The sequence below is a fragment of the Pseudoalteromonas sp. 2CM36K genome (genome assembly GCF_023161865.1).
GTDB lineage: Bacteria > Pseudomonadota > Gammaproteobacteria > Enterobacterales > Alteromonadaceae > Pseudoalteromonas > Pseudoalteromonas tetraodonis.
The window spans coordinates 21,435-35,940 of the sequence record NZ_JALNTK010000025.1; the positions used below are offsets into that span (position 1 = coordinate 21,435).

The 14,506-nt window shown below is 42.2% G+C and carries 8 protein-coding genes and 1 pseudogene; 6 read left to right on the forward strand and 3 right to left on the reverse strand.

Going from position 1 to position 14,506, the window contains the following annotated elements:
* The first annotated feature begins 54 nt into the window (after nt 1-54).
* The 5 genes from MTN97_RS14980 to recD all read left to right on the forward strand — a co-directional run bounded on the left by MTN97_RS14980 (nt 55) and on the right by recD (nt 11,476).
* The gene (locus tag MTN97_RS14980) at nt 55-1,185 is read left to right on the forward strand and encodes an alkaline phosphatase family protein (RefSeq protein ID WP_248474768.1); all 1,131 of its coding nucleotides are present in this window, start codon (nt 55-57) and stop codon (nt 1,183-1,185) included.
* Nucleotides 1,182-2,243, forward strand: coding sequence for an alkaline phosphatase D family protein (locus MTN97_RS14985; protein ID WP_138627626.1), 1,062 nt, complete (start codon nt 1,182-1,184; stop codon nt 2,241-2,243). Before MTN97_RS14980 ends, MTN97_RS14985 begins: the two co-directional genes overlap by 4 nt.
* 365 nt (nt 2,244-2,608) lie before the next feature.
* A complete protein-coding gene (recC, locus tag MTN97_RS14990; protein WP_248474769.1) occupies nt 2,609-5,908 on the forward strand; it encodes an exodeoxyribonuclease V subunit gamma in 3,300 nt (1,099 codons plus the stop codon).
* Nucleotides 5,895-9,461: an exodeoxyribonuclease V subunit beta gene (gene recB / locus MTN97_RS14995; RefSeq protein ID WP_248474770.1), complete on the forward strand. Its 3,567-nt coding sequence runs from the start codon at nt 5,895-5,897 to the stop codon at nt 9,459-9,461. Before recC ends, recB begins: the two co-directional genes overlap by 14 nt.
* The gene (gene recD, locus MTN97_RS15000) at nt 9,458-11,476 is read left to right on the forward strand and encodes an exodeoxyribonuclease V subunit alpha (protein WP_248474771.1); all 2,019 of its coding nucleotides are present in this window, start codon (nt 9,458-9,460) and stop codon (nt 11,474-11,476) included. The genes recB and recD overlap by 4 nt, the downstream gene beginning before the upstream one ends.
* Nucleotides 11,477-11,489: 13 nt before the next feature.
* On the opposite strand, the gene MTN97_RS15005 is transcribed toward recD, so the two are convergent.
* Together MTN97_RS15005 and MTN97_RS15010 are read right to left on the reverse strand one after the other, a co-directional pair.
* On the reverse strand, nt 11,490-12,122 hold the full coding sequence (locus MTN97_RS15005; RefSeq protein WP_138626892.1) for a trimeric intracellular cation channel family protein: 633 nt from the start codon (nt 12,120-12,122) through the stop codon (nt 11,490-11,492).
* Nucleotides 12,123-12,250: 128 nt separating this feature from the next.
* Nucleotides 12,251-12,592 (reverse strand): annotated as a pseudogene (locus MTN97_RS15010) (M20/M25/M40 family metallo-hydrolase); the annotation flags it as partial.
* 114 nt (nt 12,593-12,706) lie between these two features.
* Here MTN97_RS15010 and MTN97_RS15015 point away from each other — a divergent pair.
* Nucleotides 12,707-13,462, forward strand: a complete 756-nt coding sequence (locus tag MTN97_RS15015) for a hypothetical protein (RefSeq protein WP_409418116.1) — start codon at nt 12,707-12,709, stop codon at nt 13,460-13,462.
* A 48-nt stretch (nt 13,463-13,510) separates the two neighbouring features.
* On the opposite strand, the gene ttcA is transcribed toward MTN97_RS15015, so the two are convergent.
* Entirely contained in the window at nt 13,511-14,425 is a 915-nt protein-coding gene (gene ttcA / locus MTN97_RS15020; RefSeq protein WP_138626893.1) for a tRNA 2-thiocytidine(32) synthetase TtcA, read from the reverse strand.
* Nucleotides 14,426-14,506: the final 81 nt, after the last annotated feature.

A 14,506-nucleotide genomic window follows, 5' to 3' on the forward strand; every position in this document is an offset into this window, starting at 1 on the left:
TATATAAGCCCATCATCGATGGGCTTTTTACTATATAAAGTTGATGAGAACACCATGAAAAGCATGATAAAAATTATCGGGTTAAGTTTAATTTTATTGTTTAATAATGTGGCATTGGCTGCTCAACAAAATGTAGTGTTAGTCACCCTTGACGGCGTGCGCTGGCAGGAAGTATTTAATGGTGCCGATAAAAACCTGCTCAATAATAAAGAGTTTGTTAAGCAACCAGCACAGTTAAGCAATGAATTTTGGGATGAAAGTGTGCAACAGCGCCAACAGTTGTTAATGCCATTTTTAACTCAAACTATCGCAAAACAAGGCGTTATTATTGGCAATAGGGCTAAAGGCTCAACTATGTCGGTGAGTAATCCGTGGTATTTTTCATACCCTGGGTATAACGAAATTCTTACTGGTGAAATGGATGAAAGTATCAACAGTAACGACAAGGTATTCAACCCAAATAAAACTATTTTAGAGCGTTTAAACGCCCAACCTGAATTTAAAAACAGCACCGCATTATTTGGTAGTTGGGATGTGTTTCCTTACATTGTAAATACTAAGCGTAGTCATGTGTATGTAAACGCAGGATTTATGCCTATTGCCGATGATTTATTTGCCGATGCGCCCCTGTTAAACGCATTACAAACAGAAATCCCCAGCCCATGGCACAATGTACGGCTTGATAGTTTTACCTATCGTTTTGCCAAAGCGTATATGCTGGCGAAAAAACCAAGACTACTGGTGATTAGTTTAGGAGAGACTGACGACTTTGCTCACGATGGGCATTACGATGCCTATTTAAAGTCGGCCAAACAAAGCGATGCATTTTTAAATGATTTGTGGCAAACCATTCAAAGTACCCCAGGTTATAAAAATAATACTACGTTAATTGTTACCACCGATCATGGGCGTGGCAGCTACGCAAACGATTGGCAACATCACAGCTCTAAACGGGCATTAGCAAAGTCGGAGCAGGGTAAAAAGGCATTTCCTGAGGGAATTATTGGCTCTGAGCATATTTGGCTGGCAGCTATTGGCCCTGCAATTAAAAATAACGGTTTAATGAAAACTAAAAACGAGCTTAAACAAGCGCAAGTTGCCGCCACCGTTTTAAAAGCACTTGGGCAAAATCCACACATAATTAACCCTAATATGGCACCGGCTATTAACGAGATTTTAAAATGAAACAGTTACTAAAAACCCTTACCTATTCTGCACTGTCACTGACTATTGTGATTAGCAGTGGAGCAATGGCTGCGCCGTCTAAAATATTATTTGGTTCTTGCGGGCATCAAGATAAAGACATTCCTATATTTAATGCGATAAATAAAGAGCAGAGTGATTTATTTATTTTTTTAGGCGATAACATTTATGGCGATACTAACGACATGGCTGTACTTAAAAATAAATACCAACGCCTTGGGGCAAAGCCTGGCTTTAAAGCACTACGCGCAAAAACACCAATAATAGCCATGTGGGATGATCACGATTATGGTCAAAACGATGCGGGTAAAGAGTATCCGCATAAAGAAGCATCGCGGCAAATTATGCTCGACTTTTGGCAAGAACCTGCTAATTCAAAACGCCGTACCCGCCCTGATGGTATTTATACCTCGTACATGTATGGCAAAGGCGAGCAAACCGTGCAGGTGATCATGCCTGACTTACGTTTTAATCGCGATAAGCTTAATTCAGTGAGCGAACTTGAGTATTTTACAAAGCGTAAAGCAAATAACCAAGGCCCGTACAGTCCAACTGAAGTTAAAGGCGCATCAATGCTAGGAGAGGCACAGTGGCAATGGCTTGAAGCCGAGCTTAAAAAGCCAGCGGCAATAAAGCTAATAGCGTCAAGCTTGCAGTTACTGCCTGATTTTACCGGTTGGGAGTCGTGGGCAAATTTTCCTGAGGATCGAAACCGTTTATTTGAGCTAATTAAAAAACACCAAGTAAATGGCGTGGTGATCATCAGCGGCGATACCCATTGGGGCGAGATTTCAAGGTATCAACACAATCTTGATTACCCGCTTATTGAAATGACCAGCTCAGGCCTGACAGAAAAGTGGAAAGACGTTAGCCCTAACCAGCATCGTGTCGGTGATTACACACATAATGTTAACTATGGTGATTTAAGTATAGACTGGCAACAAGTCGACCCTGCTATTTCATTAAAGCTTAAAGGCATTGATGGGCAAGTTATTATGCAAAGTGACTTTAGTCTTTCAAGTATTAGTCCTTATAAATAGCATCACCATTTAAATAACCTGAACTCTGGTTAAGAGATTTACTAACATATTGAATCAAAATGATATTTATGTTTATTTTCTCTAGCTAGAGATTTTTAGTGAAAACAAGGCGAAATTACGCGTCAATAGCTAGCCTATTGTAAGTAAATTCAACGCAGTTAGCGCTGAAAATAGCTGCTTGAGATGGATTTATTATCCACAGTTCAGGTTAAATAATAAACGCACTGCGGTTAAAGCTGTGCGTTTAAAAGTTCATCTATCGGCGGGCTAACTTTCTGATTTATTAACGCCAATGTCTCCTTAGCGCTACCGCTTAAATTGAAAATATCTTACACTGGCTGTATCTCAATTAAGGCTGGTATCGTATGCTCAATATTATTCAATCAAACCGTATGGAAGCCCTGCAAGCGCAGTTTCATCAGCTATTAAAAATAAACCCATTGCAAAGCCCATTTGATAAAGAAGTGGTGTTAGTGCAATCGCCGGGTATGTCGCAGTGGCTAAAAATTGGTTTAAGTGAAAATTTAGGCGTAGCTGCGCAGGTAGACTTTCCGCTGCCGTCGAGCTTTATTTGGCAGTTGTACCAGCAACTATTGCCAAACGTGCCTAAAGAGTCGGCGTTTAATAAACCGAACCTTGCTTGGAAACTGTTTGCAATTTTACCTACTTGTATTGACGAGCCACTGTATTTACCCCTAAAAACCTATTTAGAGGGGGATATTGACGGCCAAAAAACCTTTGCCCTATGTGAAAAAATAGCCGATGTGTACGACCAATATTTAATGTATCGCCCCCATTGGATAGCCAAATGGGATAGCGGTGTTGATACGCTTGACGATGTAGATATCAGCATTGCTCCTTGGCAACCCGATTTGTGGCGCCGCCTTGTCAAATTAAGCAAACAGCTAGGGCAAAGTCAATTTCACCGCGCCAACATGCAAGGAGAATTACTCAGCGCCCTTGAGAGTATGGATAGCAGCTTATTGCCAAAGCGTATTAGCCTATTTGGTATATCTGCTATTGCCAGCTCACAGCTTGACGTGTTTGAAGCCTTGAGTAAAAAAACTGAGGTGTTTTTATTCTTTTTTAACCCCAGCGAGCATTATTGGGGCGATATAATCGATGAAAAAACAGCGGCTAAAATAAACGCTAAATACGCCAAAATGCCGCTGGTGGAAGCGCAGCAAAAAAAGCAAACGAATCCTGATGAAGAATACTATTTTATTGGTAATCCGTTGTTGTCGTCGTGGGGTAAACTCGGCCGCGATTATTTTGAGCAACTGGTGCAGCTTGATGCCCGTTGGATTGATGGTTTTATTGATGCGTTTGACGATACCTTACTTGGGCAAGTGCAAAGCGAAATATACCAACTTGCCTTTAAAGGTGAATCGCTTACCGATAACAAAGAATGGTTTATAAACGATGAGGGTAAACTGCCCATAAGTGCACACGATACCAGCATTACGTTAAGTGACTGCCACACACCATTAAGGGAAGTCGAGCGCCTGCACGACTACTTACTCAATTTGTTTAATCAAAACCCAACGCTTACCCCCAAAGATATCATTGTGATGATGCCTGATGTAGGTACTTATAGCCCTTACATTGAGGCCGTTTTTGGTGGTGCGCAGGGCAGCCGATTTATACCATACGCCCTTGCCGATTTAGCCATAGAGCAAGAAAAACCAGTACTGAGCTCGTTTGCCAGTTTAGCTAATTTACCGTTTTCGCGCTTTGGCGTGTCGGATATTCTTGATTTATTACAGGTTACGCAAATTGCCGAAAAATTTGGCCTAGAGGCCCATGAATACGAGCAAATACATTATTGGCTTGAGCGAGTAGGGGTAAAGTGGGGTATAAACGCTGAGCATAAACAAAGCTTTGATTTACCCGCCATTGATTTAAATACCTGGCAACATGGCTTAAACCGTTTATTACTGGGGATTGCCATGCGCGACGAACAGTGCCCATTTAATGGTATTTACAGCGCCGATGAAGTAGAAGGTATGGCGCTTGATACTCTCAATAAGCTGGTGCATTTTATTGATGTGCTTCAAGACTTTAAAGCGAAACTCACCCCTGATGATACGCTTTCTAATAAAGCCCATATATTAAGTGAGCTACTCAATGCTATTTACGAGAGTGAAAGCGACGACAGCTGGGATTTATTAGTGCTGCAAAAGGTGCTCGAAGACATTGCGAAGCACCACGACAACGGCGACTACAGTAAAGCCGTTTCGCAGCTCATAGTGAGCTATCTAATCAAGCAAGGTATACAAGAAAAAGGTGTAGGTCAGCGCTTTTTAGTAGGACAAGTGAACTTTTGTACGTTAATGCCAATGCGCGCCGTGCCGTTTAAGGTGGTGTGTATGCTAGGCTTGAACGATGCCGATTACCCACGTACCGTGCAGCCTATCGGTTTTGACTTAGTACCTTATTCTAAAAAGCAAAAAGGTGACCGTTCACGTAAACTCGATGACCGTTACCTCTTTTTAGAAGCACTTCTTAGTGCCCGAGATAATTTATATATGAGCTACATTGGCCGCTCGTGTTTTGACAACCAGCCGCGCATGCCATCAACTCTAGTAAGTGAGCTTTTAGAATACATTGGACGCAGTTTTAAACTTAGCGAACCCAGTGATAAACCCTTGCCTGAATGCCTTATTACGCAGCAGCATTTGCAGCCTTTTAATAGCCTGTATTACTCAGCTCCTAGCGATGAACAGGCGGGAGTAAATAATCACAGCTATAACCCAATTTGGCTGCCTAGCGAGGCTATTGAGCCAAAAGCAATCACTGCGCTTGATGTAACGCCCCCAGAGCTACTTGATCTTGATGTGTTTATTCGTAGTGTATGCCATGCCCAAGAGAGCTTTTATCAGCAAAGCTTAGGGTTACGCTTGCCGCAATTTAACGATATAGCGAAAGACGAAGAACCGTTTAGCTTAGATGCGCTGCGCCGTTATTTTTACCTTGACGAAATACTTGAAGCAAACATTAACAATACGCCGCTCAGTACCGAGCAAATACTGCAGCGCGGTGAGTTGCCCCAAGCCAATGTTGGCAGCTTAATTTATGAGGGTATGCAGCACCGAGTTGATGCGCTTGCAGGGCAAGTAAAAGAGCAAATAAAAGCCGGTAAAAGCGAACCGATAGAAGTGTTACTTGCGCTTGAAAATACCACCATTGAAGGCTGGCTTAACCATGTGTATATGCAAAAACAAGTGTTTTACCGCAGTGCCAGTATTAAAGCCAAAGATTTAATAAAAGGCTTTCTTTATCACCTGGCAGCTCAAAGCATGCAACAAGAGGTTGAAACCTTATTACTGGGTTTAGATAAACAAATTAGCTTTGCCCCTATGAGCAAAGCCAATGCTGACTTGCTGCTTGCAGATTGGTTTGAACTATACAAAGCACTGCGAAATGCGCCGGTGGCGTTTTTTCCGGTGAGCGGTTATGAATACGTGAAAAGCGGTGGCGACATGGCAAAAGCTAACAGTAAATTTAGCCCACAGTATATTGGCCGAGGCGAAGGGGAAAATCCGTATATTCGTTTAACGGTGCAATCGCTCAATGATTGCCAAGAGGAGTTTATTAAGTGGAGCGAAAAATTACTCGCCCCGTTATTTGAGCATGCCAAGGAGAGTGACTATGCAAGCGCTTAACCCACTCACTATGCCTTTATCAGGCCAAAGTTTGATAGAAGCCAGTGCGGGTACAGGTAAAACCTACACGATCACGGGTTTGTATTTACGCTATTTATTAGGCATGCAAATACCCGGTGAGCTGAGTACGCCATTGAGTGTTGAGCAAATTTTGGTGGTTACCTTTACCGATGCTGCAACACAAGAAATTAAAGACCGGGTACGCAGCCGTATTATTGCCGCGCGCGATGCCTTATTGGGGCAACAGCCAAACGATGAATTAATAGAAGGTATAATAGCCGCAGTAGATGATAAACATCGTGCGTTTGACTTACTCGATGCAGCAGCTAAATCAATGGATGAGGCGGCTATTTTTACCATTCATGGTTTTTGTCAGCGGATGCTAAAACAACATGCGTTTGAGTCGGGGGTCGCGTTTAACTTAGAGTTTATTTTAGATGAGCGCGAGATACTGCTTGAGACCATAAAAGATTTTTGGCGCGCGTTTGTCTACCCGCTTAATAAGCAAAAAACAGATGCGATTTTAGAGGTGTTTGCCGCACCTGAATCATTATTTAGCCAAGTAAGCAGTATTTTAAATAAAGCTAACGCCGAAATAACGCCGCAAATAAATTTAGAGGATGTGTGGCAAGCGCGAGATGAATATTTAGAGCTTATACCCGCTTTTAAAAAAACGTGCCTAGAGCAAGAGTTTATTGGTGCTGTTAAAGCATCCGATTTAAGTGGCTCAAAAACACCCGGGCGAAAAGGCAGTTTAGCGGCGCTTGAAGCATTTTGCTTAGGCAATGATGACTTTTTTGAATTTGGTACTAACAAATATTCGTTTGAGGTTTGGAGCAGCGAGAATTTAAGTAATACCGCTAATTATAAAAAAAATGGCACATTACTGACACATCCACTTATTAGCCAATTCGATGCCTTAGCCGCACTTAACAATACCATTAAACAAGGGCTAAAAATTGCGATAGTGCAATATGCGGCGAGCTGGGTAAAAGCGGCCATAGTTAAACGCAAACAAGAACAAAGCGTGATCACCCCTGATGACCTACTCACTAATTTACATACAGCCCTTAATAGTGAGCAGGGTGACGTATTGTCGCAAAAAATTGCGCAGTTATTTCCGGTGGCAATGATTGATGAGTTTCAAGACACCGACCCTATTCAGTACGGTATTTTTAGTAAAATTTATGCTCAAAGCAATACCACTTTAGCCATGATAGGCGATCCCAAACAAGCTATTTATGGCTTTAGGGGCGCAGATATATTTACCTACATTGGTGCCAAAGAGGCCGTAGAGCAGTCGCAACAATTTACATTGGGCACTAATTTTCGCTCCAGCAGTGATATCGTCAACAGCGTAAATAGCTTGTTTGGTAAATACGACAACAGCTTTATTTATAACGATGCCATTCCTTTTAATAAAGTGAAAGCCAAGGGTAAAAAAGCCGAAGATACATTTTTAATTGATGGCAAACCGGCCACCGCCTTTGAATTTAATGTGTTTGTGGATGAAGCCGGCGATGAAAAAGGCAAACCGACGAGTAAAGGCTTAGGGCAAGCACATTTAGCCACCCATTTTGCTAATAAAATAGTTACTTTACTTGAGCAGGCAAACCAAGGAATAGCCTGTATTGGCAGTACGCCGGTAAGCGCTGCTGATATTTGTATTTTGGTGCGCGACCGCGTTGAAGCGCAAATAATGAAGCAGGCCTTGAGCAAAGCCAATATTGCCAGCGTGTATTTGTCTCGTGATAGTGTATTTAGCCAAGAGCTAAGTCACCATTTACTCAACTTTTTAACCGCATTGCACGGCCAGTACGACGAGTCGCTTCTACGTGGTGTGCTCGCAGGGCCATTATTCTGTTTAAGTTATAACGATATTTTTGCTTTGGCCGATGATGAAAATGCATGGCAAGAACACTTAAACTTTTTTGCCCAACTTAGCCATATTTGGCATAAGCAAGGGGCAATGGCGATGCTTGAGCGCTTACTGAGTCATAATCAACTCAGTGCCAAATGGCAAGGCTTGGGCTATAACGTAGAGCGTTGGCTTACCGATTTTAGACACCTTGGCGAAATACTGCAGCAAAAACAAATAGAGCTTGAAGGGACACTTCGTTTGTTGCGTTGGTTTGCGCAAAAGGTGAGCCAGCAAGATGGCGAAACAGTGCAAGTACGTTTAGAGAGCGACGCAAACTTGGTTAAAATTGTCACTATGCATGCCTCAAAGGGACTTGAATATCCATTGGTATTTATGCCCTTTGCCAGTGGCTATCGTGAAACTAAAGACGCGCTTTATCACCATAACGGCAAGTTAATTTTTGATTTAAGTAAAGGCGAAGACGCCTTGCAACAAGCAGAGCAAGAGCGCCTAGCCGAAGATTTACGCCTATTGTATGTCGCATTGACCCGTGCAGTGCATTTTTGTGCCTTGGGTGTATATAATATCGGGCAAGGGCAAAGTAGCCGCTTAGCGATTCAAAGTAGTGCGCTTGGGCATGTGTTGTTCTCAGGGTTGGCGTTAACCAGCAGCCAAATGTGGCGCACTCATTTAAGTGAGTTTTGTGATGCCAATGATTCGATGGAATATCTGCAATTTACCTCGGGTGAATTACTCGAGCAGGGCATACTTCGCTTTAATAATGAACACGTTAAAAAGCAGGCGCTGAGTATTAATACTGTAACCACGCAGATTGAACGCGATTGGCGGGCAACCAGTTTTAGTGCCTTAAGCTTTAAAAAGCATACTGACCAACTGGCACCTGGGCGCAGCGATGAAGATCATCAAAGAGATGAGTTTGCGGTGCAACAAGATGAACTTCTCTCACCGTATAGTTTTCCAAAAGGTGCAAAACCAGGAAGTTGCTTACACGAAATATTCGAGCAACTTGATTTTACCAGCCCGCTTGTTCACCCCTCAAATCCAGAGCAAAACTTATCGGCAGTAATTAAACGTGCTTTTGAAAAATACCATATTAGTGAACAATGGCAGCCAATAACCGAACAATGGATACTCGATGCGCTTAATTGCCCGTTAAATAGTGAAAATAATTTAAGCTTGAGTCAATTATCACCGAGAGATTGTCTTGTTGAAATGGAGTTTAACTTACCGCTTGCTAGCCTAAGTGCGCCTAAACTCAACGAAATGCTGATTAAACACTTTGGTTTTAGCCAAAGCAAACTTGAATTTGCCCATGTAAAAGGCTTACTAAAAGGCTTTATAGATTTAATTTTTTGTTACCAAGGCAAGTATTATATTTTAGATTATAAATCGAATTATTTGGGCAGTACCCCCGCAGATTATGAGCCAGAGCAGCTTGAGCAAGCCATGACCAGCCACCAGTACCATTTACAGTATTTAATTTATACCGTAGCGCTGCATCGATTGCTTAAACAGCGTATTCCTGATTATGCCATAGAGACGCATTTAGGCGGCGTGTATTATACCTTTTTACGCGGTATGCCAGCGGGTGAAGGGGTGTACTTTAAACAGTTAAGTGCAGAGCAAGTTATTATTTTAGATGGTTTGTTTAGCCAAGGAGCGATGCTATGAGTGATTTAAACCAACAACCCGGTTTGTTTGATGACTTTGACAACGCGCCTGTTGATGAGTCGGCGTTACTCAATGAACAACTAGCGGACTCTGTAACTCAAACACCTAAAGTTGTGCCGCTGCTTAGCTATTTAACTGAGCAGCACCGCGTACGTGTTGTGGATGTAAAGCTGGCTGAATTAGTCAGTGGTAACAATACTGAACATGATTATGACGAACTATTTTATATTATTTTAATGCTGTGTTTATCGCAGCAAAGCCAGCATAGTTGTTTAACTCTAACAGAGGTTGATTGGGCTAATCCGTTTAATTTACGCCAAAGCGACTTTACTAAGTTAGAAGGTACCGTACCTGACACTCTCACCCCATTTAGTGACGATTTTACGACTGAGGCGGCAATAAATTACTTACACGCGCATAACAGTGTGGGGGATCACAAGCCGCTGCAATTGTTTAATCAGCGGTTGTATTTTTCCCGTTTAGCAGGGTATGAGCAAACCTTAGCGCAACGATTACTGGCAATGAGTGAGCGACAACTCAATATTGATGATGAAGTCCTTACTGAGTTATTAACTCGCTACTTTCCTGATGATCCAACGCTTGATATTGATTGGCAAAAGGTCGCTTGTGCCATTGCTGCAACAAAGGGCTTTAGTGTGATCACCGGTGGCCCTGGCACAGGTAAAACCACCACGGTGACAAAGCTGTTAGCCATTTTACAGTCGTTATATCAGGCTGCACCATTGAGCATAAAATTAGTGGCACCGACCGGTAAAGCAGCGGCACGACTAACAGAGTCAATTTTAGGGGCTAAAAATAAGCTCACAGAAATACCGGCTGATATTAATGCGTTGATCCCGCAAAGTGCGCAAACTATTCATCGTTTGTTAGGAGTTAAGCCATTTACCAATAAATTCAGGCACGATAAAAGCAATCCGTTGCATGTTGATGTATTGATTATTGATGAGGCCAGTATGGTCGATTTATCGCTCATGGCCAAATTAATTGAGGCTCTACCAGCGCATGCCCGATTGATTTTACTTGGCGATAAGGACCAACTCGCCTCGGTTGATACCGGCAGTGTAATGAGTGATTTATGCCAAGGTTTAGTGCTTGGGCAAACACCGCAGTATTCAAAAGCACGCTGTGAGCAATTAAATAAGGTGTGTTTTAATGGCACCGCTAAACTTGACGTGCAAACTCAGAGTGAGTTTAAATTGGCTGATTGCATTGCCTTTTTACAACATAGTTATCGCTTTGATGCCCAAAGTGGTATAGGCCAGTTGGCTTTGGCTGTTAATACCAATGATCGAGGAATATTAAATTATGTTGAACAACACAGTACGCAAGGGCATTTTAGCGATGTTATTTTAGACTACGATTTTGTCTCTACCCCGATTGAAAAGCTTATAAACAGCGCGGCAAGTCACTACGGTGATTATTTAACACTGATTGCCCAAGGAGCGAGTGTTGCCAAAGTGCATGAGGCTTTTGCCCGCTATCAATTACTTGCAGCAGTGCGTGAGGGCGATTACGGCGTTAATAGTTTAAATCAGCGTATTGAGCGTGTATTGCAACAGCAAGGGTTAATTAGCGTTAACCCCAATCAGCGACATTACACGGGTATGCCTATTATGATTAGCCAAAACGATTATCAACTTAAACTTTTTAACGGCGATATAGGTATTTTGATGCCTGATGACAGTGGCCAACTCAAAGCACTGTTTATTGATGAGCAGGGTAATGAACGTGCATTTTCACCTGCACGACTCCCAGCGCACGATAAAGTGTATGTTATGACCATTCATAAATCGCAAGGCTCAGAGTTTAGTTACACTGCTATGGTATTGCCACCACTTAAACAAGCAAGCGTCGGTATTAACCGGCAATTAGTGTATACCGGTATTACCCGTGCAAAGCAGACCTTTGAGCTGGTAGCAGATAAAAAAGTGCTGCAACTGGCGATGGGTAAAAGTGTGTCACGGGCATCAGGACTCTATGAGCGATTAGTGTAACGCAATGCTTATACTAATCGTTTATTTTTGGTGTTCTTTTTCTAAATAGATTGGGCTGCCAGCCAAAATGGAGCGCGCCCAATCTTAAAAAAACACTGACCAACAGCGAACCAAGAATGCACCATAAATAAGGGGCTTCTAATAAAAATAGCGCTGCATAGGTCAAGCCTCCTGCAAAACAGGCGGTGGAGTAGAGCTCTTCTCGCATCACCAACGGCACTTCTCGACAGATCACGTCGCGTATTAAGCCACCAAATATCCCCGTAGTCATGCCCATTGTAAGTGCAACCATCATGGTGGTGCCTTCAATTAATGCTTTTTCGATACCGACCACATTAAAAATAGCCATACCAATTGCATCAACCAACAACATGTAATAGTTAGACACATCGGGTAAGTGGCTAATAAACATAACAGTGACAAAAATAGCCACATAGGTGACATATAAAAAATCGGGGTTGGCTATCCAAAAAACGGGTTGGTTAAGAAGTATGTCTCTGAGCGTGCCACCGCCAAGCGCAGTGACTGAGCCAACAACCACCACTCCAAATCCGCCAATATCTTTATCATGGCCTAATAACGCACCTGAAATTGCAAAGAATGCCACGCCAATAAGGCTTAAAAAATTAAAATATTCTGCTGTCACTAAGGCGTCCTTTCCAATTTGAGAATTTATAATTAAAGGTAAGCGAAAGGGGATTTATATTAGCTGAATAACACTCTCTAATAAAACAAGCACAGGGTTATTAGCCCTGTGTTTGTTATGTTGAGTTGTTATTGTAAGTAGCCAACAACCAGTTGTGATAGTGATTCTACGCTAAGTTGTAAGGCATTTTCGTCAACATAAAACTAAGGTGAATGATTACTTGCTGCTGTTTTAGCGTTTTGATCTTTTGGAGTGACGCCTAAAAAGTAAAACAGCCCGGGGGTTTCAAGCGCATAGTAGCTAAAGTCTTCTGCGCCGGTAATTAAATCGGTGGTAATAATATTGTCAGCACCAGCAATACGGACAAGCGTTGGGGTCATTTTTTGGGTGAGTGCTACATTGTTTACTGTGACAGGGTAGCCGTGATCTATATGCACATCGGCTTTTGCACCAGCGGATTCGGCAACCAGCCCCTCTCAATGATAAAAAGCCGATATCGGCACCTCCTGCTCAGCAGCGCACGCTAAGCCAACCTGTGACAAAGGCAACAACAAAAACCAGCTCAGTAACTCAGTCAGCATTTGATGAAGACTAAGCCAAATCAGTTCTTTCCTGTTAGCAGCCCAGTGGGTGAGCAAGGCGGGGAGTTAACAGTGAGCTTGTCTAAATATCGGTATGTGTATCCACAAGCTATAGAGCTAACCGTAAGTGCCCCAAATTTAGGTAAGGTGGTAGTAACACTCAGTGATACAGACACCAAAAAGTCGCTAAAAACGCAAAGCGGTGTGGCTTGTCAAAACGAGCTGGCAATGATATTTAAAGGTGAAGAAGACTATCCACGTAATTTACAATTATTAGTTGAAGCCGATATCGCGGGTAAAATAGTCCCGGTGGTGGCACAAATACATTATATGCCGCCTAGTGCAACCTTAACTGGTTTTGAAAACGCCTATACACGTAATGAAAACATGATAGTACCGGCCAATTTAACAGTTATAAAAAGTGGCTTCTACCGTTTAAGAGCTAACTTATACAGTGGCACCTCGCCATTAGCACATTTAGTTGCTAAAGCACGTTTAAATGAGGGCAGTCAGCAAATTGACTTTAAAGCGCATTGGTCTGTTTTGCCCAAGCAAACGAATGACTTACGGTTGAGGGACTTTGTTATTGAACGTATGTCGCCAAGCCCAGGTGAGCTTAACAGTTTTGGTGAAAGTGAAATTAGCGAGTTTACTATTGATGATTTTGCTTACGACAGCTTACAACAGTTGCCTTATCAGGCAAACAAACAAGAAATGCAGAGTTTAGAGTTTTTACAAGGATTAGCTGCTGGTCAGTAGCAGCATAGAACAAAGTGAAGGGTTTGCATTACTGCAAACCCTTAAAAATTAGCTTAAATTAATGGTGACCACATCGGCTTGATTTGTTTCATTTTGTTCATGATTAACTGGCGCTTTTGGAATATCTGGTTTATCGAGCGCGATATCGCCCCCATCAATAACGTCACCCGTTTGCAAGTTGGTAAAATCAAATAATTGATTATCAGCTAAGTGTGAAGGCACAACGTTTTGCATGGCGGTGAAAATACTCTCTACACGACCTGGGTGCTCTTTATTCCATTGCTCCAGCATATTTTTAGTGTGTTTACGCTGTAAGTTTTCTTGTGAGCCACATAAATTACACGGAATAATAGGGTAGTCTTGGCTGAACGCATATTTGCTTATATCGGCTTCTTTACAATAAGCCAATGGGCGAATAACCATATGCTCACCGTTATCGCTCATTAGTTTAGCCGGCATACTTTTTAGTTTTCCGCCATAAAACATATTTAAAAACAAGGTTTCTATCATGTCATCGCGGTGATGGCCCAGTGCAATTTTAGTCGCACCTAACTCTTTAGCCGTGCGATATAAAATACCACGGCGCAAGCGAGAGCAAAGCGAGCAGGTTGTTTTACCCTCAGGAATAATATCAGTAACAATACTGTAGGTATCTTCTTCTACAATTTTGTATTCAATATTTAAATTATCAAGATACTCAGGAAGCACATGCTCAGGAAAACCAGGTTGTTTTTGGTCGAGATTTACTGCAAATAAATCAAATTTGATAGGTGCAACACGTTGTAAATGTTGCAACATGTCGAGCATAGTGTAGCTGTCTTTGCCACCCGATAAGCACACCATAATGCGGTCGCCTTCTTCAATCATGTTAAAGTCCATGACAGCTTGACCTGTGAGGCGGCGTAAACGCTTTTGAAGCTTATTTAAGTTGTATTGAGCTTTGGCTTGAGCAGAATGAGACACTACGCCCCCTTATAAATAGTACGGCAAAATTAATTGCTAAAAATAAAGGGGCGTATTATATGCCATATGTAATATGGGAGC

What these genes read in the sequence shown, in the direction of transcription:
- MTN97_RS14980 (WP_248474768.1), top strand. Translation starts at nt 55, where the DNA reads ATGAAAAGCATGATAAAAATTATCGGGTTAAGTTTAATTTTATTGTTT.
- MTN97_RS14985 (WP_138627626.1), top strand. Translation starts at nt 1,182, where the DNA reads ATGAAACAGTTACTAAAAACCCTTACCTATTCTGCACTGTCACTGACT.
- recC (WP_248474769.1), top strand. Translation starts at nt 2,609, where the DNA reads ATGCTCAATATTATTCAATCAAACCGTATGGAAGCCCTGCAAGCGCAG.
- recB (WP_248474770.1), top strand. Translation starts at nt 5,895, where the DNA reads ATGCAAGCGCTTAACCCACTCACTATGCCTTTATCAGGCCAAAGTTTG.
- recD (WP_248474771.1), top strand. Translation starts at nt 9,458, where the DNA reads ATGAGTGATTTAAACCAACAACCCGGTTTGTTTGATGACTTTGACAAC.
- MTN97_RS15015 (WP_409418116.1), top strand. Translation starts at nt 12,707, where the DNA reads ATGAAGACTAAGCCAAATCAGTTCTTTCCTGTTAGCAGCCCAGTGGGT.